The sequence below is a fragment of the Streptomyces palmae genome, assembly GCF_004684805.1.
In the GTDB taxonomy this organism is placed as follows: domain Bacteria; phylum Actinomycetota; class Actinomycetes; order Streptomycetales; family Streptomycetaceae; genus Streptomyces; species Streptomyces palmae.
Map to the genome: position 1 here is coordinate 1 of NZ_SRID01000086.1, position 20,682 is coordinate 20,682.

The 20,682-nt window shown below is 70.6% G+C and carries 17 protein-coding genes and 1 pseudogene; 13 read left to right on the plus strand and 5 right to left on the minus strand.

Going from position 1 to position 20,682, the window contains the following annotated elements; genetic code table 11:
* Window positions 1-230: 230 nt before the first annotated feature.
* Both E4099_RS12095 and E4099_RS12100 read right to left on the minus strand, forming a co-directional pair.
* Window positions 231-1,370, minus strand: coding sequence for a flotillin family protein (locus tag E4099_RS12095; protein WP_135339013.1), 1,140 nt, complete (start codon window positions 1,368-1,370; stop codon window positions 231-233).
* An 11-nt stretch (window positions 1,371-1,381) separates the two neighbouring features.
* Entirely contained in the window at window positions 1,382-1,633 is a 252-nt protein-coding gene (locus tag E4099_RS12100; protein ID WP_135339014.1) for a hypothetical protein, read from the minus strand.
* Between the two features lie 344 nt (window positions 1,634-1,977).
* On the opposite strand from E4099_RS12100, the gene E4099_RS12105 reads away from it, so the two are divergent.
* The 11 genes from E4099_RS12105 (at window position 1,978) to gltX (ending at window position 16,810) form a co-directional block, all read left to right on the plus strand.
* Window positions 1,978-2,310, plus strand: a complete 333-nt coding sequence (locus tag E4099_RS12105; RefSeq protein ID WP_135339027.1) for a hypothetical protein — start codon at window positions 1,978-1,980, stop codon at window positions 2,308-2,310.
* A gap of 15 nt (window positions 2,311-2,325) precedes the next feature.
* The gene (locus E4099_RS12110; RefSeq protein ID WP_135339015.1) at window positions 2,326-2,634 is read left to right on the plus strand and encodes a pore-forming ESAT-6 family protein; all 309 of its coding nucleotides are present in this window, start codon (window positions 2,326-2,328) and stop codon (window positions 2,632-2,634) included.
* A gap of 45 nt (window positions 2,635-2,679) precedes the next feature.
* The gene (locus E4099_RS12115) at window positions 2,680-3,135 is read left to right on the plus strand and encodes a DUF6507 family protein (RefSeq protein WP_209446599.1); all 456 of its coding nucleotides are present in this window, start codon (window positions 2,680-2,682) and stop codon (window positions 3,133-3,135) included.
* Entirely contained in the window at window positions 3,132-5,519 is a 2,388-nt protein-coding gene (locus E4099_RS12120) for a hypothetical protein (protein ID WP_135339016.1), read from the plus strand. The genes E4099_RS12115 and E4099_RS12120 overlap by 4 nt, the downstream gene beginning before the upstream one ends.
* A complete protein-coding gene (locus E4099_RS12125) occupies window positions 5,516-6,532 on the plus strand; it encodes a hypothetical protein (protein ID WP_135339017.1) in 1,017 nt (338 codons plus the stop codon). The genes E4099_RS12120 and E4099_RS12125 overlap by 4 nt, the downstream gene beginning before the upstream one ends.
* A 267-nt stretch (window positions 6,533-6,799) precedes the next feature.
* Window positions 6,800-7,072, plus strand: a complete 273-nt coding sequence (locus tag E4099_RS12130) for a hypothetical protein (protein WP_135339018.1) — start codon at window positions 6,800-6,802, stop codon at window positions 7,070-7,072.
* 22 nt (window positions 7,073-7,094) lie between these two features.
* Entirely contained in the window at window positions 7,095-8,438 is a 1,344-nt protein-coding gene (gene eccD, locus E4099_RS12135; RefSeq protein ID WP_135339019.1) for a type VII secretion integral membrane protein EccD, read from the plus strand.
* Window positions 8,439-9,022: 584 nt separating this feature from the next.
* Complete coding sequence (locus tag E4099_RS12140) at window positions 9,023-9,943, plus strand: MinD/ParA family ATP-binding protein (RefSeq protein ID WP_135339020.1); 921 nt, start codon at window positions 9,023-9,025, stop codon at window positions 9,941-9,943.
* Complete coding sequence (eccCa, locus tag E4099_RS12145; protein WP_135339021.1) at window positions 9,940-13,932, plus strand: type VII secretion protein EccCa; 3,993 nt, start codon at window positions 9,940-9,942, stop codon at window positions 13,930-13,932. The genes E4099_RS12140 and eccCa overlap by 4 nt, the downstream gene beginning before the upstream one ends.
* The gene (locus E4099_RS12150) at window positions 13,929-15,347 is read left to right on the plus strand and encodes a DUF6177 family protein (RefSeq protein ID WP_135339022.1); all 1,419 of its coding nucleotides are present in this window, start codon (window positions 13,929-13,931) and stop codon (window positions 15,345-15,347) included. Before eccCa ends, E4099_RS12150 begins: the two co-directional genes overlap by 4 nt.
* A 95-nt stretch (window positions 15,348-15,442) precedes the next feature.
* On the plus strand, window positions 15,443-16,810 hold the full coding sequence (gltX, locus tag E4099_RS12155) for a glutamate--tRNA ligase (RefSeq protein ID WP_245244784.1): 1,368 nt from the start codon (window positions 15,443-15,445) through the stop codon (window positions 16,808-16,810).
* Between the two features lie 37 nt (window positions 16,811-16,847).
* Here the strand turns inward: gltX and E4099_RS12160 are convergent, their stop codons facing one another.
* Window positions 16,848-17,213 carry a PH domain-containing protein gene (locus tag E4099_RS12160; protein ID WP_135339028.1) on the minus strand — a complete coding sequence of 122 codons (366 nt, stop codon included), beginning with the start codon at window positions 17,211-17,213 and terminating at the stop codon, window positions 16,848-16,850.
* 367 nt (window positions 17,214-17,580) lie between these two features.
* On the opposite strand from E4099_RS12160, the gene E4099_RS12165 reads away from it, so the two are divergent.
* Entirely contained in the window at window positions 17,581-18,045 is a 465-nt protein-coding gene (locus tag E4099_RS12165) for a BlaI/MecI/CopY family transcriptional regulator (protein ID WP_135339024.1), read from the plus strand.
* 3 nt (window positions 18,046-18,048) lie between these two features.
* Window positions 18,049-19,023 carry a M56 family metallopeptidase gene (locus E4099_RS12170; protein WP_135339025.1) on the plus strand — a complete coding sequence of 325 codons (975 nt, stop codon included), beginning with the start codon at window positions 18,049-18,051 and terminating at the stop codon, window positions 19,021-19,023.
* A 15-nt stretch (window positions 19,024-19,038) separates the two neighbouring features.
* On the opposite strand, the gene E4099_RS12175 is transcribed toward E4099_RS12170, so the two are convergent.
* Window positions 19,039-19,479: an ArsR/SmtB family transcription factor gene (locus E4099_RS12175; protein WP_245244783.1), complete on the minus strand. Its 441-nt coding sequence runs from the start codon at window positions 19,477-19,479 to the stop codon at window positions 19,039-19,041.
* A 202-nt stretch (window positions 19,480-19,681) separates the two neighbouring features.
* A pseudogene (locus E4099_RS12180) lies at window positions 19,682-20,176 on the minus strand (DUF4396 domain-containing protein); the annotation flags it as partial.
* Window positions 20,177-20,682 lie beyond the last annotated feature (506 nt).

Here is a 20,682-nt window from a genome sequence, read left to right on the forward strand (position 1 = left end):
CGCGTACCCCCCGTCACCCACATGCGAGAGGCGCCGCCCCACCGGCCGGCGCCGCCATACCCCCCGGTCGCGCAAGTGCCCGGGGCCGACTCCCCAGCCGGCGCCGCCCGCATACCCCCGTCACACACCTGCGCGGCTCGCCGCCAAGCGCCGCCCCCACACCCCTCAGCAATGCGCGGGGCGCCGACCCACCGGTCGGCGCCCCGCACACGCACATCCGGGCGTCCCGGCTACTTGACCTTGATGGCCTCGCCGGACCCGCCGGCGAGCTTCTTGCCCGACCCGCTCTCCGACGCCCCCAGGTTCCGCCTCACCGAATCCAGGATCGTCAGCCCCTGGCCGACCAGCCCCGCGGCGACCTCGCCCAGGCCGTCCGTCCCGTTGAGGACGTTGACATGGGCCCCGGACAGGCCCTTGGCTGCCTCCTTCACGATCTGCGGCAACTGCTCGATCAGGGCCTGGTCCAGCGCCACCCGGCCGTGCGAGGCGGCGGCCTCCGCCTGGATCTTCATCCGCTCCGCCTCAGCCAGCGCCAGCACTCGGATCCGCTCCGCCTCAGCCTCCGCGGGCTTGACCACCTCGGCCACCAGCTGCTGCTGCCGCAGGTCGGCCGCGCGCTGCGCCAGCTCGGTCTTGGCGGCCAGCACCTCCTGCTGCGCATGCGCCTCGGCCAGCGGTCCGGCCTGCGCCGCCTGCGCCTGCACCCGGTCCACCTCCGCCGAGTACTGGGCCTGCACCACCGCGGTCTCCCGCGCGTACTCGGCCTGCCTCCGCGCGGACTCCTGCTCCGCCTCGGCGGCGGCCTGGGCGGCCTGCGCCTGGGCGATCTGCGCCTGCCGCTGGATGGCCGCCTTGTGCGGCGCCGACATGGCCTCGATATAGCCGGTGCCCTCGTCATCGATCGACTGGATCTGGAGCGAGTCCACCGTCAGACCGATCTTCGCCATCTCGGCCTTGGAGGTGTCCAGCACCTCGGTGGCCAGCTTCTGGCGCTCGGTGATGATCTCCTCGACCGTCATCGAGCCGATGATGGACCGCAGATGACCGGCGAAGATCCGGCCGGTGAGCACCGACATCTGGTCCTGGTCGGACAGGAACCGCTGCCCGGCGTTGACGATGCTCTCGGTGTCATTGCCGACCTTGAACGCGATCACGGCGCGCACCGTCAGCACGATGCCCTGCCGGGTCACGCACTTCTCGGCCACCTCGGACTCGCACATCGCCAGCGTCAGAAAGCGGACCTTGCGGAAGACCGGCAGCACGAACTTGCCGTGCCCGGTCACGACCCGGAACGGCGCACCCCCCTGGCCACGCCTGCCACCCGAGATCAGCATCGCCTCGTTGGGGGCGGGAACGCGGTAACCGAACATCCTTCGTCTCCTCAACCGGCGTGGCCGGCCTCGCCGGCCAACGCGTTCAATGGATCGGCCCACTCCATGACGTCGACCTGCCGGGCGCCACGGGACTCGATCACCAGCACGGACGTGCCCTGCGGCAGGGGCTCTTCGGACCAGGCGAGGAAGGTCTCCGTGCCTCCTCTGACCCGAACCAGGACCTCACCCGGCCCCGCAGCCCCGCGCGTACCGGTGACCAGTACGCCGCAACAGCCGATGACCGGCTCATCCCGCTCCATCGCCCCCTTGCCCCTCCTTGTCTGTCCACTGTCCGAAACGCCGACGGTAGCGCCCCCCGACCCTCTCGGCACCGGCCCGGAACCAGCTGTTGAGAACCCGTGACGGAGCCGCCGATGCCCCCGCGCCCGAGCCATTCGCCCCAGGTCGCAGAGCTGGTTGACATCCCGAACAAGCCCACCCTGACCGGAGCTCGGAATTCCGCAACACCGCGTATCGGAACTCACTTGCGTGACGATTCCTCACTGTCTGTATGGTGGTCCGACAAGGTTGCAGGGGGCACGCGGTCGTAACGGGGCGGGCAACCGCGGTCGTTCGGCGCGCCATGACCAGATGCGGGGTGGGCATGAAGTTCGACATGGGCAGCACGACGCTGTCCACACTGACGAGCCGGACCTCCGGCTCGAGCAACGACCTCGGCCAGTTGATTCGCCAGCTCATCGCGGCAGCAGAGCCGTTGGAAGGCCGTTTCAACGGCGCCGGGAAGACGGCCTTCGACTCCTTCAAGGCGCACGCCGACGAGATCACCGGCGCGCTGAACGGATCGCTTCAGCAGATCCTCGGCGGACAGTCCGGCATGGACGAGGCATTCGGCACCGGTGACCAGGAGTCCGCGGAGAACGCGCACACCACCATGGCCGCCGCGAACTTCGACGCCGCCCGATTCAACGGGCGTTGAAAGAGGGGGGAGACCATGGGAACTCAGGACCGGCGCAGCTATGACTCCGGTGCCTCGGGCGAGGTGCAGGGGAACATCGGCGTCATCATCGCCCGACTGGAGCAGGTGCTCACCGACCGGGACACCGCGGTGAAGGCGGCGATGGCGGAATTCACCGCCGACGGGGTGGCCGACGAGTACCACGGCAAGGAAGCCCGGTGGACCAAGGCCGCCGCCGAGGTGCGCTCCATCATCCAACTCGTCCGCACCACCCTGGAGAAGAACGACGCCACCGCGGCTCAGACACTGGCCCGGGCCAAGGCGGCGGTCGACGGAATCGGCTGAGCATCCGGACATTCCGATACGGGGACACGTAGCAAGGGGGGCGTGGTGGGCAAGAAGGACTGGGACATCGATCCGCCCGGTGTCAGGGACGTGGTGCGCAAGACGGGGGAGACCGCCGGAAAGTTCGAGGCGGAGGGCAAGGCGCTGAGCAGCCTGGTGGAGAGCGCCGCAGGCTCGGCGGGCACGATCGTCGCCGACAGCGTGATGCGCAAGGGGCCCCAGACGGCCTCGGGCGTCTACGCGAACGAGATGGGGCCGGTGGCCGCCGCGTTGGCCGCGTACTTCCAGGACCGTGGGCACATGCTCGCGTTCATGGCGGCCCGTTCCGGCAAGTCGCTGCAGGGCGCGATCCAGGCGACGACGGAGTACGTCAACGGAGACCTCGATATGGCGGCCGATGCCCAGCGGACGGCGCTCACCGCACCGGAAGGCTTCGAGGCCCCCCGGGTGGGCCCGCCTCCCCCCGCGTTCGGACCGCTGAAGGACGGCTACCGGAAATGATCCATGCCGTCGACATCCCCCAGTTCACCGGCAACCTGGAACAACTGGAAGCGGACGCACAAGCGTTCACGACCATGGCGGGGAAGATCCGCAAGACCGGACACGCCGTCCACACCGGCTTCCAGGGGCTGTCCGCCTTCTACCACGCACCGGAAGCCGAGGAGCTGTTCGCGACCACCGCTCCGGTTCGGGACACCGCGGACGCCTTCGCGGGCGAGCTGGAATCGATCTCCAGCGCGCTGGACACCTACGCCGCCGAGATCCGTCCCATCGTCCACAAGCTCGGCACGTTGCTCACCCAGGCGTCGCTCTTCGAGGCCAGCGTGGAGGGCGATGACGGCTGGCAGAAGGACAAGAAGAAGCACGAGGAGCACCAGAGGATCTGGCACGCCACGAACGCCGCGGTGTCCGCGTTCCAGGCGGCCGAGCGGCGTGCCGCCAACAGCATCGCGAAGTTGCATGGCGGGACGATGCTGGTGGCTGACGACGGATCGGGCAAACCGAACGCCTACGGCTGGGGCGAGGAGGACCTGAACAACTCCGAGGAGCTCCCCTGGGGAAAGCCGGAACAGCGAAAGTATCCGCTGTTCAGCCTGCACACCGTCAAAAGCTTCGTCTGGGACGGTGTCCTCGTCGGCGGCGTGTGGGGCACCGTGAACGGCCTGCTCACCCTCGCCGGCTTCCACGGCTGGAAGGAGGCGCGGCAGGCGTGGAAGGGCCTCGCGCAGCTCGGCACCGGCATCGCGATCTACATGACGCCAGGCCTCCGCGACATCCCCGACGACATGCTCCCGGCCTGGATGCGCGACAGCAAGTTGGTCACCAGGGAGGTCGGCAAGAGCCTGGTGGCCTGGGACGACTGGAAGAAGGACAAGGGGCGGGCCGCCGGACTGGCCTTCTTCAACATCATCACCATCGCTGCGGCGCCCTCGAAAGCCGGTGCGGTGGCCAACGCCACGTCCAAGGCGGCCAAGGCCGCGACAGCCCTCCGTGTGGCGGGTCGTGTCATCGACCCGATGACCTACCTCACCAAAGCCGTGGGCAAGGCAGGCGGCCTGGCCCGGGTGAAGATCTCCGACATGCTCGCCGGCCTCAAGACGGTCTACGCGGGTCATTACGCCGAACTCGCCGACGGGGCCCTCCGCTTCCCCGACAACACCGTGATCCACCCCAACGGAACGGTGGAACTCCCCAACGGCCAGATGTGGGACGCGGAGGGCAACCTGCTCGACGAGAACGGCCAGATCCTCCAACCGGCCCATGACGTACCGCAGGAACTGCCGGCGCACGAGCGGGTGCACGGCGAGGAGGACGCCCTCGAGCTGGAACACGAATTGGCCGGCGTCGGCGGGCGCGGGGACCATCTGAACGCCACGAACCAGGCGGATGGCTCGGGTACGGCGGGCCGCGACACTTCGGGCCATGCGGCCGAGCATAGGGATACGGCGGAGCGGACTCGACTGCCGAGTCAGCCGACACACCACAGTGGCGAGAGTGGGACCGCTCATGGGAATTCCGCCTCTGCAGGCGACGATTCGCCCCGGAGGCGTCATCCTGAATCACCAATCCACGATGGAGAGCATGGGCGCGGTAGCGGCCGAACTGGTGATGACGCAACGGACAACGCAGTCCTAGAGCAGGGTAAAGACGGAGATCCGGGGTCGGTCGATGAGGATTCTTCGGTAATCTCTCAAAAACCGTGGTCGAGTGGCGAAGGCCAGGCCATGGTCCGGGGAGGTGAGACGGAGCAAGCCGTCCGTGAGGGCGTCAAAGGCATCCCGGGCAAGCTGAGGCCCAAGCCTCAAGTGCTTGAAAGGGTGATGGACCGGCTGGCTTCAGAACCTGACGGTCAGCGGGTCGCCGAAATCATCGCCTCGGGGCGTTTTAACCAGAGTGATCAATATGGTCAGGTCGTGTCGTCGCTGGGTGCGAATAAGACCCAGATGTTCCAGCCTAGTGCTGATCAGCTCATCTTTGCCGACGACCTGGTCCGGAGCGGCGTTCCGGCGCATGCCATTGACTTTGAGCAGAAGATCCCGGTGGGCGCCGACATGGATATCCGCATCAGGGATGATTCCGGAGAAGTGTATGCCTATCAAATGAAGCACCTCGACGATCCGCAGGATCCCATCGCGGAAATCACTCGAGGCAAGTACCTGCTCCAGCTGGCGAGGGCCGAGGCAAATCACCACGTACTGCTTGTGGATGGTGGTCGCGGTACAGTAGGTGACTGGGTTTCTAATGGGTCGTACGATGCCCTAATGAATATCAATCGAGGGGCTTCCGGGCCAAAAGGTGAGGGCATTACGTTTGTGGTTCGTCTAGCGGACGGGAACCTTGTGGTTCCACCTGGAAGTAAGCTCGACCCCAAGGATATGTTGTGATTACCTCGAATCCTGTTGGTGATTGGAATTGGGAAGTCCTGTCGAAATCTGGCAAATTGCCATCCTTTCGTGCGGCAAGGGTTGCCGTGTCGGTATGGAATATCCTGTCTACACATGAGTTGGCGGATTCCTCCGCGAGGCTCAAAGTATCGGTTCGGTCAATTCCTGGCATGCAAGAAACCTTTGCGCATGCCAGTCGGGTGAGCTTGCATTTGAACCCCTTGGGGCCGGGTTCCGCTTTGTCGCGAGTGATGACTGAGGTGGAGTCGCTGGAAGGTGACGTGCTCGTCAGTGTGCTGGCTGAGTGCCCTGGATTTTGGCTGGAGTCAGGAGTAAGGCATCGCGTAGAAAAGCTTTTCACCATTCAGGTTGACATCTGGAGGCAGAGTCTTCTCGATGTAACGTTGGCGACGTATTCTGACGCGTGGTTGACAGTGGACACGCGTGACCGGGAGCAATTTGAAGTGTTCCAGGAGAATGCGCCGCGACTCGCTGCCGCACTGGGGGAGATTTCGGTTCTACTCGGCAGCTCGCCGACACCGGGAGACGCCACTCGGTTTGCTGTCCCGAGTGAAACCGGTTTCGAGGACGTGAGGATCGAGGGTCCTGCTTACTCGGATTCCTGGGGAACGTTCGAAGTTGCCGATAGATGGCAGATTCTGCATTCCATGATCCCGGCGTCCGCAGATGAGTACGAGGAGACCACGGACCATCCAGTGCGCTACCACACGGTCCAAAGGGACGGACAGACCCTGGGCTACGTGTGGGCCTCGGTTGCTGACGAGGCAGCAGGATATGAGCCTCGCACTGCCGCTGGTGAGGATGCGTTTAAGGCTGGAGCCGGGTGGTTGTTGCGCCTGCGCGCCGCCCATGGTCAAGGTATGACGGCGTTGGCCGCGCTGGATTGGGTGGCTGCACGGCCGGCATCGCAGGAGATTGGTCTTGTCGCCGAAGAAACTCCCAGGGAATCTCCATCCCTGGGTTTCCTGGAAGAACTTTCAGGACGCTACTAATAGGAGCTGGGTGTCGCGTGCGGATGATGCCGGCGTTGCATGAACTGCTATTTATGCCCGCGGATCGGAGATCGGACGTTTATATCGGGTATCGGGAATGTGCGTGAGCCTGCACGGGAACAGCACGGCCCGTAATTCGACCTGGGGAATCCGCTGAGGCCGCACCTGCTGGCCGAGGTGGCGCTTGTGCCTCCGCTCGGGGTGCTGGGGCATTGCTTGTCGCATGTGTTGGCCTCCTAGTCGAGTAACCCAACGAGGGCGAGGAAGATGTCGCAGGACTACGACAGTCAGTTGCTGGAGTCCGTGTCGGTGCGGCGCCGGCGGTTGCGGGACGCGCTGCTGCACGGGGCGCAGCGTGGGCGGCGGCGTACGGATGAGGGGTTGGGGAAGGCGTTCGCGGGGGTCGTGCTCGCCGCGGTGGTGTGCGCGGGCTGCGTGGGGTGGTCCTTCGTGTCCGACAAGCTGGGCGAGCAGGGTTCGTCGGAGTCGGGTGTCGGGCCCGGGCAGGTGCCCACCGGGGTGACGGGATCTGCCCGGTGATAGGTTCGATCGAGTGCTGAGGGTGGGGGAATCGTCACAGCGAGTCGAACTGAGTCGGGTCACTCTGGTGGGGGAGCGGCGCCGGGTCGACCTGGTGCTGCCATCGGATGAGCCGATCGGGCGGCTGTTGCCCGACATTCTGCGGTTACTGGGTGACCGGGCCGCGTCCCAGCCCATGCTCCGTCATCTGGTGACCGCTGAGGGGGCCGTGCTCGCGCAGGAGTCCACGCTCGCCTCCGCCGCCGTGCGCGATGGCGCGGTGCTGCGGTTGGTGCGGGAGGAGGACACGCCCGCCGCCCCCGTGGTGCACGACGTCACCGATGAGGTGGCGGACGACCTGGAGTCGCGCGCCTGGCGCTGGGGTGCCCTTGCGCGGCAGTGGACCGCGGGCGCGGCCAGCGTCGGCCTGGCGGTCTCGGCCGCGGTGCTGGCCCGGCACGATCGGGGCGCGGCGGAAGTGGCATGGCCGATGCTGGGCGTCGCCGTACTGCTGTCCACGCTTGGTGCGCTCGCCGCCCGGCTGCGGAGCCGGGACCTCGGGATCACGCTGATCTTCGCCGGTGGCGCTTTGGGAGCGGTGGGCGCGTGGACGCTCGCCGACGCACATGGTTGGGCAGGGCCCGCACGGCTGGCCGGGGTGTGCGGGGCGGTCTTCGTCGCTCTGGTGCTGCTTGGACTCTTCTCGCCGGTGGGGCGGGGCGGGATCGTCGGTGCCGGGGCCCTGGCGGGCACGCTGGGCGCCTGGGAGCTGGCCTTCGTCCTGCAGGAGGACGCGGGGCGGGTGGGGGCGGCGCTGGCCGCGGTCTCGGTGGTGGCGCTGGGCGTGTTGCCCAGGACGGCGCTGACCGCGGCCGGGCTGACCTCACTGGATGACCGGCGGTCCGGCGGGGCTTCGGTGAGCCGTCATGAGGTGGGCGCCGCGCTCGCGGCCACACATCGCGGCTTGGCCCTGGCCACGATGGTCATCGCGGCCTCCACGATGGCTGCCGGCTGGTGCGCGCTGACCATGCCGTCCTGGTGGACGGTGCTGCTCGCCGCCGTACTGGTGCTGGTGTTGCTCTCCAGGTCGCGCGCCTATCCCCTGGTCGTCGAGGTGCTGGCCCTGTTGGCCGGGGCTGTGGTGCTGCTGGTGCGGTTGGTGGTGCTGTGGACGGAGGAGGGCGGCGGTGGGGCATACGGTCCGGTCACCGCGCTCGCGGTCGCCGCTGCGCTGCCGCTGGGAGTGCTGACCGTCCGGCCGCCGGAGCACATGAGGGTGCGGCTGCGGCGACTGGCGGACACGGTCGAGGCAGTTGCGGTACTCGCTCTGTTTCCGCTGGTTGTCGGCGCTTTCGGGGTGTACGGACGTCTGCTGGACGTGTTCTGAACCAGCCGGTCCGGCTACGGAACGGGGCCGTGGGAAGAGGGGGCGTCATGGCGAACGGTGATTGGCAGGGCGATGTGCTCCGCCAGTTGCGCACCGCCGAGGCAGATGCCGGAACGGTTTGGGCCGAGCCGAGTCGGGAGCCGATCGGACCCGAGGCCGGTGCGAGCGGCACCGAGGGCGGTGCGAGGGAGACCGCGGGCGACCGGAGTTCGGCTGGGGTCAAGGCGGTTGGGCCTGAGTCCGTGGAGGTGGGGAACGGGCAGGGGGCGAGGGCACCGCACGGCGGGACGGGCGCCGTCGCCCCGGCCTCGGCGGTCCGGCCCGGAACTCTCCCGGCCTCGGCGGTCCGGCCCGGAACTCTCCCGGCCCCGGAGGTCCGGCCCGGGACATCCCTGGCCTCGGAAGGACGGCCCGGGACATCCCCGCCCCCGGAGATCCGGTCCGGAAACGCCCCGACCTCGGCCGGTCAGACCGGAACCTCGGCCCCGGAGGCCCGGCTCCAAAGCGCCCCCGCTGCCACGGCACCCGGGCCCCACGCCACCCCCGCACCTCACACCACCGCCACAACACCTCTCCCCGCCCCCGTGTCCGCGCCCACCGTCGATCCGGATCTGGCACCGGTGCACCGGACGTCGCGGAGAGGGGACTCGCTCGCCCGCCGGACGCGTCGTTCGCTGCGGCAGCTGCTGGGGGCGTCCGCGTCGCGCGAGGTGGCGGAGGCGACCGAGATCGCGCAGGCGCTGCAGCAACCGGTGACCACCGGTCGGCAGATCGCGGTCACCAGCATCCGTGGGGGCGCGGGCAAGACCACGATGTCCGCTCTGCTCAACCTGACGTACGCGCACTACCGACCGGACCCGGTGATCGTCCTCGAGGCCGATCCGGCGCTGGGCACCCTGCCGATCCGGCTGGCGGCCCCGGCGGTGCGCTGGAGCTGCTCCGACCTGGCCCAAGTCATCTCGCCGTCGATGCAGTTCGCCGAGGTGACCGGCTATCTGGTGCAGGTGGCGGAGGGCGGCTGGCTGCTACCCGGCAGTCAGGGCCGGGTCGGGACCCGGCTGGAGCTGCCCGCCTACCGCTCGGTGATGATGGCGCTGCGCCGGTACTTCGCCGTCACCGTGGTGGACTGCGAGACGCTGCCCAATCCGCTGGCCCGTACCGCGCTGGCCGCCTCCCACGCCCGGCTTCTGGTGGCGCCGGCCACGATGGAGGGGGTGGCCAGCACCCGTGCCGTACTGGACTGGATGGCCGAGGTGCCCCGCCCGCGGATGCTGCCGGCCACCGTGGTGGCGCTGACCGAACAGACCGCGGACGTCACCCTCGATCGGGCCGCCGCCTCGGCGTATCTGGAGGCGGCCGGAGCCCGCGTGCTGTCCGTCCCCTACGACCGGCACCTGGCGGCGGGTGGCCCCATCCGGACCGCCGCGCTCGGCCAGGAGACCAGGCTGGCCGCCGGCCGGCTCGCCGCCGAACTGCTGGACCGTGCCACTCGGAAGGCTCGATGACCACTCGCCTCATCCACCGTCCGGCGCGTACCACCCGGGCGCTGGTCGCCCCTGAGCCGCGTGCCATCGAGCCGCCGCCGAACCTTCCCGAGGGCCGGAAGGGCGGGGCGGCCATGTCGCTGATGCCCATCGCCGGTGTGATGAGTTCGGTGGTGATGATGACCGTGGTGCGCAGCGGTCGGTTCGCGGTCATCGGCGCGATGGTGCTGGCGGTCACCGTGCTGGGCTCGCTGGCCCTGGTGCTCTCCCAACGCGGCCAGGCGCAGCGCAAGCGCCGTGGCCAGCGTGAGCGGTATCTGGAGTATGTGGAGGAACTCCGGGAGGAGTTCGGAGCCCAGGAGCGGGAGTGGCGGGCCGCCGCGAGAGTCCTCGATCCGCCGCCTGAGGCGCTGTACGACGTCGTGCGCGACCCGGCTCGGTTGTGGGAGCGGCGCAGGGCCGACCCCGACTTCCTGCGGGTACGGGTGGGCACCGGGGAGATGCCGGTACGCGGTCTGAGCGTGGGTACCCAGGGCAGCAGCGCGCTGACCCCTCCGGACCGCTTCATGCTCAATGAGGCGCAGGCGCTGATCGGCCGCTTCGGGACCGCCGCCGACCTTCCGCTGACCATCCCGATGGACCGTGCGGGCGATGTGAGCGTCGTGGGCGCCCGGGCGGATGTGCTGAGGGTGGTGCGGGCGATCCTGGTGCAGAGCGCGGTCTTCCACGCACCGGACGATCTCGCGGTGGCGCTGGCGGCGCCCCGCTCGTCGCAGGGCGACTGGGAGTGGCTGAAGTGGCTGCCGCATCTGCTCGACGGGGAGGAGCGGGACGGTCCGGTGGCCGCCCGCCGGATAGCGCCCGACCTTCGGCAGCTGTCCCGGTTGCTGGCCCGGGATCTGCGGCAGCGGGCCTCGTACGCGGCGGAGATCCGGCGCGGCCTGTCCGGACGGGATGCCCTGCTGATGGCGGGCCGGCTGTTGGTGGTGAGCGACGGTTACGGCGAGGCGGCCGGTGATCTGCCGCGTCCGGACGAGGCGGTGGCGCTGCCCGACATGGGGGTGACCGTGCTGCACCTGGTGGCGGAGCGGATCGCGGAGCCCGGCCAGGTGTCCGTCCGGATCACCGTCGAAGGCGACCGGATCTCGGTGGAGGATCTGCGGGGCGCGGATCCGGTGGCGGTCAGCGGGACGGTGGACTCGCTCGCGGTCGCCGGTGCGGAGGGGCTGGCCCGCATGCTGGCCCCGCTGCGACTGTCGGCCGAGTCGCTGGTGGACGCCCCGTTGTCCGGTCCGGTGGACTTCGCGGAGCTGCTCGGTATCGAGGACCCGGCGGCGCTGGACGTCGAGCGGTTGTGGGCACCGCGTGGTGAACGTGCCTTTCTACGGGTGCCGATAGGGGTGAGCGATGCCCGTGAGCCGGTGCTGCTGGATCTGAAGGAGTCCGCGGAACTGGGCATGGGCCCGCACGGGCTCTGTGTCGGTGCGACCGGCTCCGGAAAGAGCGAGCTGTTGCGCACCCTCGTCCTGGCGCTGGTGGCCGGACATCCGCCGGAGGACCTGGCGCTGGTCCTGGTCGACTACAAGGGGGGTGCCACCTTCGCGCCCTTCGAGGGGCTGCCGCATGTGGCCGGTGTGATCACCAATCTGGAGAACCGGGCCGGCCTGGTCGAGCGGGTGCACGCGAGTCTGGCCGGGGAGGTCAAGCGGCGCCAGCAGGTCCTCAAGGACGCCGGGAACGTCGCGGACATCGCGCGGTACGCGGCGTTGCGCGAGGAACGCGTCGACCTCCCCGCGCTGCCGCACCTGTTCGTGGTGATCGACGAGTTCGGGGAGCTGCTGACCGCCAAGCCGGACTTCATCGACCTGTTCCTGTCCATCGGTCGCATCGGCCGGAGTATCGGCGTGCACCTGCTGCTCTCCAGCCAGCGCATCGAGGGCGGCCGACTGAAGGGCCTGGACACCTACCTCTCCTACCGGCTGGGGCTGCGCACCTTCTCGGCCGACGAGAGCCGTACCGTGCTGGACACCGCCGACGCCTTCCATCTGCCGCCGTTGCCCGGATTCGGCTACCTCAAGGTGGACACCACGGCCTACGAGCGGTTCAAGGCCGGTTATGTCTCCGGACCGTACCGGGGGCCCAGCCGGCGGGAGGTCGTGAAGCGGGGCCCGATGGTCCTGCCGTACCCGACGGGCAACGAGCTGGGCGACCCGGAGGCGTCCGAGTCCGCGGCGGAGCCGCAGGGGCGCCATCGCACCCCGGGCCCGACCGTGCTGTCCGTGATGGTGGACGGGCTCCGCGACGCGGCGCCCCCGGTGCGCCGCATCTGGCTGCCGCCGCTGCCGTCGGCGCTCACTCTGGACCGGGTCGGAGGACCGGTCGATGTGGACGGGCGCGGGCTGCGCTTCGTACGGGGGCACGGTCCGCTGCGGGTGCCGCTGGGGCTGCTGGACGACCCGGCCCGGCAGTGGCAGGGCGAGTGGGTGCTCGACCTCACCGTGGCCGGCGGGCATGCGGCGGTGATCGGCGGTCCGCAGTCGGGCAAGACCACTCTGTTGCGCAGCCTCGCCCTGTCCCTGGCGATGGCCCATACCCCGCGGGAGGTGGGTCTGTACGGGCTGGACCTGGTCGGCGGCGGTCTTTCGGCGCTGGCCGGGCTGCCCCATGTCGGCGGGGTCGCGGGTCGTGCCGATCGGGAGCGTGCCGCCCGCACCGTCGAGGAGGTGCACGGCATGCTGGCGGCCCGTGAGGAGGTGTTCCGGGAGCGCGGCATCGACTCCCTGGACCGGTTGCGGGAGTTGCGGGCCGCGGGGGAACTGCCCGAGCTGGGGTCGACCGACATCGTGCTGCTGATCGACGGCTTCGGGGCCTTGCGCGATGATTTCGAGGCGCTCGACGACCAGGTGGGCGACCTGCTCCGGCGTGGTGGCGGCTACGGAATCCACGTGGTGGCGGCGATGCTGCGCTGGAACGATGTGCGCGTCGCCCAGCAGGCGGCCTTCGGGACCCGGGTGGAACTGCGGCTGAACGACCCGGGCGACAGCGGTATCGACCGCAAACTGGCCGAGACGCTCACCCCGGAGGAGACCGGGCGGGTGCTGACCGGCGGCAAGCTGTTCGCCCAGGTGGCGCTTCCGCGTATCGACGGCGTCCCGGAGATCGCAGGGCTCGGCCAGGCATTGGAGCAGGCGGTGGACGCCGTCGGGGCCGCCTGGCCGGGAGAGCCCGCCCAGCGGATCAGGGTGCTGCCGGCCCGTGTTCCCGCCGAACTGCTCCCCACGGTGGCGGCCCAGCCGCAGCGGGTGCCGATCGGCGTGGACCAGAGCGCCCTGGAGCCGGTGCTGCTCGATCTCTTCGAACACGACCAGCATCTGCTGGTGCTGGGCGACAGCGAGTGCGGCAAGACCAATCTGCTGCGGCTGATCGCCCAGGGGCTCATCGAGCGGTACTCGGACAGCGAGCTGGTTTTCGGGATCATGGATCCGCGGCGCGGTCTGCGCGATGCCGTACCCGAGCCCTACCGGGGCGGCTACGCGTACAACACCCGGCTGGCCGGGGCGCTCGCCACCGGGATCGCCGCCGAGCTGGACAAGCGGATGCCGGACGACGTCGACCCGCACGCGTTGGTCCCGGGCGACTGGGGCCCGGGTCCCCGCATCGTCATCCTGGTCGACGACTACGACGTCCTCACCACGGCCGGACAGCAGCCCCTGGCGCCGTTCCTGCCCTATGTGCCCTCCGCGCCCGACATCGGTCTGCACTTCGTCGTCGCCCGACGGGTGGCCGGTTCGTCCCGGGCGCTGTACGAGCCGTTCCTGACCACGGTGCGGGAGAGCGGCACCTCGGCCCTGGTGATGGCCGGCGACCGTACCGAGGGGCAGCTCTTCCCCCGGGTGTACGCGTCACCCCAGCCGCCCGGGCGAGGCGTCCTGATCCGCCGCGGCGCACCGAACCGACTGATCCAGACCGGGATCGCGGAGCCCGGCGGTGCGGAGGGGAACACCCGATGACCAAGGACGTGATCGTCCTCAGCGAGCGGATACCGGATGTGTGGAGCGTCCTGGCGGGACTGCTCGCCGGCGGCCCCGAGCTGGGCGTACGGACGGCGGGCGAGGACGCGCTGATCCAGCTCTGCGAGGAGTCCGGGCGGCCGCTGGTGTCGATCGAGGCCCCGGTCCTGGTCCGCGTCCCGGGCGAGGCCGCGAGACTGCTCGGCGACACCGCACCGGCCCAGGACGGCCCGATGTGGTGGTTGGAAGCACGTGCCTCCACCGCGGTCGAGGAGGCGGAGCGGCTCGCCGGCGTGTTCGCCGGACGGCTGGCGCATCTGCTCCAAGGGCGGGTGTGGCCGCCCGACGCCGTCCCGGCCTCGGGCATCGGCAGCCCGGTCGCCACCGCGGGCATCGCGGTTCCCGCCCCGGCAGCCGCCCAGCCCGCCGTGGACGTCCTCACCGACCAGGTCGCCGTCGTACTGCTGGACCGGCCCGTCATCGGGATGAGCACCTGGCTGTCCGAGGCCCTGGCAGCCGCGCTGCTCAGCGACCGGGGCCTGCAGATCGTCACGCCGGCACACGTCCGGCTCTCCTTCCCGACCCGCTCACTGCTGACCGGGCCCCTGTCCCGGTGGGTGATCCAGGACGGCGAGGGCGGCTACTACGACGGGCTGTCGGGTGCCGTACTCCGCTGGCGGGACGGCGCCTTCGCCCCCGTCGACGCGCCGGAGGGCCAGACCCCGGTCGGCCGGCCGTTCGAGGAGTTCCAGCCCACCGGGGAGCGGCAGCTGCTCTTGTCCCTGCACGCCCGGCACCCCGCCTCCGAGCAGCTGGTCCTCGGCGGCGCGCTGGAGACCGCCTGGCGGGCGTTGACCGGTGCCGCACCGGCCGGCTGGGGCACCGCCGAGCCGGCGGCGCTGCCCTGGTCGCGCGCCCGGCTCACCGAGACCGCCCGGGCACGGGCGCCCGAGTCCACCTGGACGGTCGTGGTCGGCGACCACCGCGGCCGGCCCGCCATCGGCACGCTGACCGTCTCGCGGACCACGGGGGGCGTGGAGGAGCAGATGACGCTCGCCGTCGGGTACGGGCCGGCGGAGGAGCCGCCGGTGGACGCGTTGCCCGGGCTCGCCGACACCCTGGTGCGGGAACACGGGCTGGTCTCCCTGCTCGCCCAGGTGCGCTCCGGGCGTCGGGACCTCACCGCGCCCGCCCACTTCGAGCCGCCGCCGGTGCCGGTCGCGTTCGCGGTGGGCCCCGAGGAGGTCCGGGAGATCGGCGCCGCCCATGCTCGGCGCCCGCCCATTGATGCCGCGCCGGTCCAGTTGGGGCCCGCCGCCCGTCCCGGTCTCTTCTATCCCCTGGGCGACGACGGCCACGGCGGCGCGGCCTGGACCGCGCTCGAGGCGCTGGTACGGCACCTGCGCGGGCGGTGAGGGGTGCTGCCGGTGGTGGTGGGGAGGGGGTAGGTAGGCTCTGTGGCATGTCTGATTCCTCAGTTCGTGTTCGTTTCGCCCCGTCTCCCACCGGAATGTTCCACGTGGGCGGTGCCCGCTCCGCCCTCTACAACTGGGCGGTGGCGCGACAGTCCGGCGGGACGTTCGTGCTGCGGATCGAGGACACCGACACGGCGCGGAACCGCGAGGAGTGGATCGACGGGATCATCGGCGCGCTGGCCGCGATCGGGATCAACGAGTCCGACCCCGCCTTCGAGGGCCCGTACTTCCAGTCGCACAACGCCGACCGGCACCGCGAGGCCGCGCAGCAGCTGTTCGAGGCGGGGAAGGCGTACTACTGCGACTGCACCCGCGAGCAGCTCCAGCAGCGGACCGGGTCGGAGCACCTGGGCTACGACGGCTTCTGCCGGGACCGCGAGCTGGCGTACGAGCCGGGGCGGGCGCTGCGCTTCCGCACCCCGGACGAGGGCCAGACGGTGGTCGTGGACCTGGTCCGGGGCGAGCCGGCCTTCCCGAACAGCGCCATCGAGGACTTCGTGATCGCGCGCGGCGACGGCTCCCCGGTCTTCCTGCTCGCCAATGTCGTCGACGACCTGGACGAGGGCATCACCGAGGTCATCCGCGGCGAGGAGCACCTGTCGAACACGCCCAAGCAGCAGTTGCTGTGGGAGGCGCTGGGCGCCCGCCCGCCGCGCTGGGCGCACCTGCCGGTGATCGTGAACGAGAAGCGGCAGAAGCTGTCCAAGCGCCGGGACAAGGTGGCGCTGGAGGACTACCTCGCCGAGGGCTACCTGCCCGAGGCGATGGTCAACTACCTGATGCTGCTGGGCTGGGGACCCGGTGACGACCGGGAGATCCTGCCGTACCCCGAGCTGGAGCGGCTGTTCCGGATCGAGGACGTCAACACCTCGCCCGCCTTCTTCGACGTGAAGAAGCTGTCCGCGTTCAACGGCGAGTACGTGCGGGCGCTGGCCCCGGAGACCTTCATCGCGCTGTGCACGCCCTGGCTCACCGCCCCGCACGCGAGTTGGCGGCCGGAGGCGTACGACCAGGCCGTCTTCGAGCGGGTCGCCCCGCTGGCGCAGACCCGGCTGACGGTGCTCTCCGAGATCACCTCATACGTCGACTTCCTCTTCCTGGACCAGCCGGTGGAGGACGAGGCCTCCTGGCGGAAGGCGATGAAGCCGGGCGCCGCCGAGCTGCTGGCCGACGCCCGCGCCGAGCTGGCCGACGCGCTCTGGGAGCCGGAGGCGCTCAAGACCGTGCTGGAGACCGTGGCCGCCAAGCACGGCCTGAAGCTGGGCAAGGCCCAGGCCCCGGTCCGGGTCGCCACCATGGGCCGCACCGTCGGCCTGCCGCTCTTCGAGTCCCTGGAGGCCCTCGGCCGCGAGCGGACGCTGTCCCGTATCGACGCGGCGCTGGCCAAGTCGGCCGCGGAGTAGTCGCCGGGTGCGCGGGCTCGCGGGGAGGCCGGGCCGGCTACTTCGCCACGAACTGGGTGAGGATGGCCTGCACCTCGTAGATGTCGACGCCCTTGGTGAAGGTCTTCTCGATCGGCATGGAGTTGCCGGAGACCCAGATCTTCAGCTCCGCGTCGAGGTCGAAGTGGCCGGCGGTCTCCACCGCGAAGTGCGTGATGCTGCGGTAGGGGATGGAGTGGTACTCCACCTTCTTGCCGGTGATCCCCTGCTTGTCCACCAGGATGAGCCGGCGGTCGGTGAACAGGATGGTGTCCCGTATCAGCAGATACGCGGCGTGGACCCGCTCGTCCTGCCCCAGCAGTCGCGCGTACTCCTGCTGGGCCTTGCCGGAGTCGATGCTGTGCGCGTTGCCGAAGAATGCCACGGGATCCCCCATTGGTGCGAACTGTGTGATCGTGTCGCGATGTCGGCACTGTACCTCGGACACCGGTGCGAACCGCGGTTGTCCACAGGCTCCAGGCGGTGCCGTCCGCGGCCCGGCCTCGAAGCCCGCGCACGTCCGGGCCGGCCGAAGGGCGCGTGGCATCGGCACCCTGTGGCAGCAGTGCCCCCACCCTGCTCCGACGCCCTGGCCGGGGTGCTCGGCCGCACCCGTGCGCCGCTGCCGGCCGAACCGACCACCCCGCACCGGAAGGACAGCGGGCAGGAGTCCGCGCGACGGCCTGTCGGCCACCGGCCGAGGGGTGGGCATCTCCTCTCCGAGCTTGCCCACGGGAGGAGAGCGCTCCAAGATGAACCGCGACCAGGCAGGGGCGCGGCGCAGCGTGTGGAAGGAGCCCGGAGTGATCGAGGACGGTGACGCCGAGGTCGGCGGCTGGCTGCGGAGACCCCGCCGCCGGGGGCAGGGCGAGCTGGAGGCCCAGGTGCTCTCCGCGCTCCGCGGGGCTCCCGGTCCGGTCGCGGCCACCTGGGTTCAGGAGCGGCTGGAGGGCGACCTCGCCTACACCACCGTGATGACCATCCTCTCCCGGCTGCACACCAAGCAGGCGGTGACCCGGGAGCGGGTGGGCCGTACCTTCCTGTGGCGGGCGGCCTCGGACGAGGCGGGCCTGGCCGCCCTGCGGATGCGCCGGGTGCTGGACGGCCAGGACGACCGCGAGGCGGTGCTGGCCAGCTTCGTCACCGGCCTGACGGCGGACGACGAGCAACTGCTGCGCGACCTGCTCAAGGGGGCGGGGGAGGAACCCGAGGGCTGACCCATGGGCATCTTCGTCTTCCTGCCGCTCGTCCTGCCGCTGACGGCGCTGCCGATCGCCCGCCTCGCCGAGCAGCACCTGCACCCGCGCAGCGCCACCCGGCTGCTCTCGGCCGTCGGTGGTGTCCTCGCCCTGTGCAGCACGCTGTGCCTGGTCCTGCTGGTGGTGGTGGGCACCGCCCAACTCCCCGGCAACCCGCTGCCGGACGGCTGGTCCGATCCGGAGGTACGGGCCGCCGTCCCGTACGACGAGGTCGCGGGCAAGGCCGCCATCGGGGCCCTGGCCGCCGTCGCCATGGCCTGCGGCGGCCTGCTGCGGCGGCACGTCCGGGTGCGGCGCCAGGCCCACGAGGCGCTGGCCGGGCTGCCCGGCTCGCCCGTCGCGGTGCTGCCGGACACCCAGGCGTACGCCTACGCCCTGCCCGGGATGGCGGAAACCCCCGGCCGGGAAGGCCGGATCGTGGTCTCCCGGGCCATGCTCGCCTGCCTGGACGATGACGAGCGCCGGGCGCTGATCGCCCATGAGCGCGCCCACCTGGACGCCCGCCACCACCGCTATGTGCTGGCCGTCCAACTGGCGGCCCGGGCCAATCCGCTGCTCCGGCCGCTGCGCGCCGCCGTCGCCTACTGCGCCGAACGCTGGGCCGACGAGGACGCGGCACTGGCGGTGGGCGACCGCAGGGTCGTGGCGCGTGCGGTGGGCAAGGCCGCGCTCGTCTCCCGGCAGGGCCCGGCCCCGACGCTGCTGGGCTTCGCCGCCGAGCCGATGCTGCCGGGTTTCGCCCTGCCGGGCCCGGTCCCGCGCCGGGTGGCGGCACTGCTCGGGCCCGTACCGCCGGCCAGCGGCTGGCCGCCCGCCTTCACCGCGGTGGGCCTGGCCGCGTGGACGGCCGCCGCGGGGACCGCGGTCTCCGCGCTCTCCTCGGCGAACGCCGCGGTCGCGCTGATCCTCGTCCTCACCGCGGCGACCCCGCTGTAGCACCGGCCTCGGCCCCTACCGCTCCGGCGGCCGGTCCCGCGGTTCCTCCTGTCCTTCCGGGTGCTGCTCCTGCGGCCGTTGGGCTTGCGGGTGCCGGTCCCGCGGACCTTGTCCCTCCGGCCGCTGCTCCTGCGGCCGCTGCCCCTCCGGGTGCTGGAGGAGGTACGCCTGGAGCTGTGAGAGCAGCTCGGTGATGCCCGCCGTGTCGGTGCGGTAGCGAACGGCCTTGCCGTCCCGCGAGGACCTCAGCAGCCCGCCGCGCCGGAGCACCGCGAGGTGCTCGGAGGCGGTGGACGGCCCCAGCCCGGACCGCTCGGCCACCTCGCCGACGGTCAACTCACCGCCGTCGGAGAAATGCTGTAAAAGCCGCTGCCGGGTGCCGCTGGCGAGCGCCTTGAGGAAGACCTGGAGTTCGTCACCCGGTACTTCCGTGCCCTGTCGTATCTCCCGCTCCACGCTGAGCATCCTTTCGCATGGGGCCCGCCGCGCGGGCGTACACCGGCAACGGGCCGGGATCCGCTCCGACGACTGGCCGCCAGGTGACACGGGACCTGAATCTACAACCATGTAGACCGCTGTGGAGGGCAGGGGACACGCAAGCGGCCGTCTCCAGGAGTCTGGAGACGGCCGCGGCGGGGGGACGGGGCGAGCCTGCGGATCAGTGGAAGGCGTGGACCACGGCGTGGCCTTTGCCGCGGGCGATCAGCCACCGGTTGACGGGCACGGTCACGATGAAGGCGACGACCAGCGAGGCGGCCAGCGCGCCCCAGAAGAGCAGGTCGGCCAGTCCGGCGTCCATGGCGCCCGGGACGGTGACCATGACGGTGTTGTCGAGGATCTCCATGAAGAGGATGGAGACGGTGTCGGCGGCCAGGGCCACCTTCAGCGCCTGCCGGGGCGAGAGCCCGGCCTTGAGGACGCCGCGCATGGTGAGCGCGTAGCCGGAGATGAAGGCCAGGGTGACGGAGAGGGCGACGGTGGTGCCGGCCGCCAGCCCGAGCGCGGTGCCCAGGATCATGCCCAGGATCTCGCCGATGGCGCAGCCGGTGAGGCAGTGCAGCGTCGCCAGCGCGGCGGTGCGCCAGGAGGATCCGCCGTGGCCGGCGTGACCCCCATGACCTGCGTGGTTCCCGTGGCCTGCGTGGCTCGCGTGGCCCGCGTGGTTGTGGTGGCCGTGGTGGCCGCTGTGGTCGGAGTGCTCGCCGTGCTCGTGGTGGGTGCCGTGGTGCTGGTGACCGTCTCCGCCGTGTTCTGCGGCCTTGCCGTGCCCCGCCTGGTGGTGCTGGTGGTGCCCGGCGTGCGGGCCGCTCCCGGCGTGCGGGCCGTTCCCGGCGTGCGGGCCGCTCCCGGCGTGCGGGCCGTTCCCGGCGTGCGGGCCGTGGCCCTGGTGTCCGTGGTCGCCATGGCTCTGGTGGCTGGTGCGGGTGCCTGCGGTGTGGTGGTGGATGGTCTGCGACATGGCGGTGGTCCCCGTCCCTTCGTGGTGCGGGCTCGCTGCCCGACAACAGGAAATGTATACCCCCCTGGGGTATGCGGCAAGGGGCTTGGCGAGTTCTTTGCATACCGGGGTGGGGTATACCTGGGTGGTGATGGCCCGATGACACGGAGAGGTGGGTACCGATGACGATCACAACGGTGCGGGCGGTGCGGGGTGCGGGC

Bases quoted from the DNA above. Each gene is read 5' to 3' on its own strand.
- E4099_RS12095 (WP_135339013.1), bottom strand. From the start codon at position 1,370: ATGTTCGGTTACCGCGTTCCCGCCCCCAACGAGGCGATGCTGATCTCG.
- E4099_RS12100 (WP_135339014.1), bottom strand. From the start codon at position 1,633: ATGGAGCGGGATGAGCCGGTCATCGGCTGTTGCGGCGTACTGGTCACC.
- E4099_RS12105 (WP_135339027.1), top strand. From the start codon at position 1,978: ATGAAGTTCGACATGGGCAGCACGACGCTGTCCACACTGACGAGCCGG.
- E4099_RS12110 (WP_135339015.1), top strand. From the start codon at position 2,326: ATGGGAACTCAGGACCGGCGCAGCTATGACTCCGGTGCCTCGGGCGAG.
- E4099_RS12120 (WP_135339016.1), top strand. From the start codon at position 3,132: ATGATCCATGCCGTCGACATCCCCCAGTTCACCGGCAACCTGGAACAA.
- E4099_RS12130 (WP_135339018.1), top strand. From the start codon at position 6,800: ATGTCGCAGGACTACGACAGTCAGTTGCTGGAGTCCGTGTCGGTGCGG.
- eccCa (WP_135339021.1), top strand. From the start codon at position 9,940: ATGACCACTCGCCTCATCCACCGTCCGGCGCGTACCACCCGGGCGCTG.
- E4099_RS12150 (WP_135339022.1), top strand. From the start codon at position 13,929: ATGACCAAGGACGTGATCGTCCTCAGCGAGCGGATACCGGATGTGTGG.
- gltX (WP_245244784.1), top strand. From the start codon at position 15,443: ATGTTCCACGTGGGCGGTGCCCGCTCCGCCCTCTACAACTGGGCGGTG.
- E4099_RS12165 (WP_135339024.1), top strand. From the start codon at position 17,581: ATGAACCGCGACCAGGCAGGGGCGCGGCGCAGCGTGTGGAAGGAGCCC.
- E4099_RS12170 (WP_135339025.1), top strand. From the start codon at position 18,049: ATGGGCATCTTCGTCTTCCTGCCGCTCGTCCTGCCGCTGACGGCGCTG.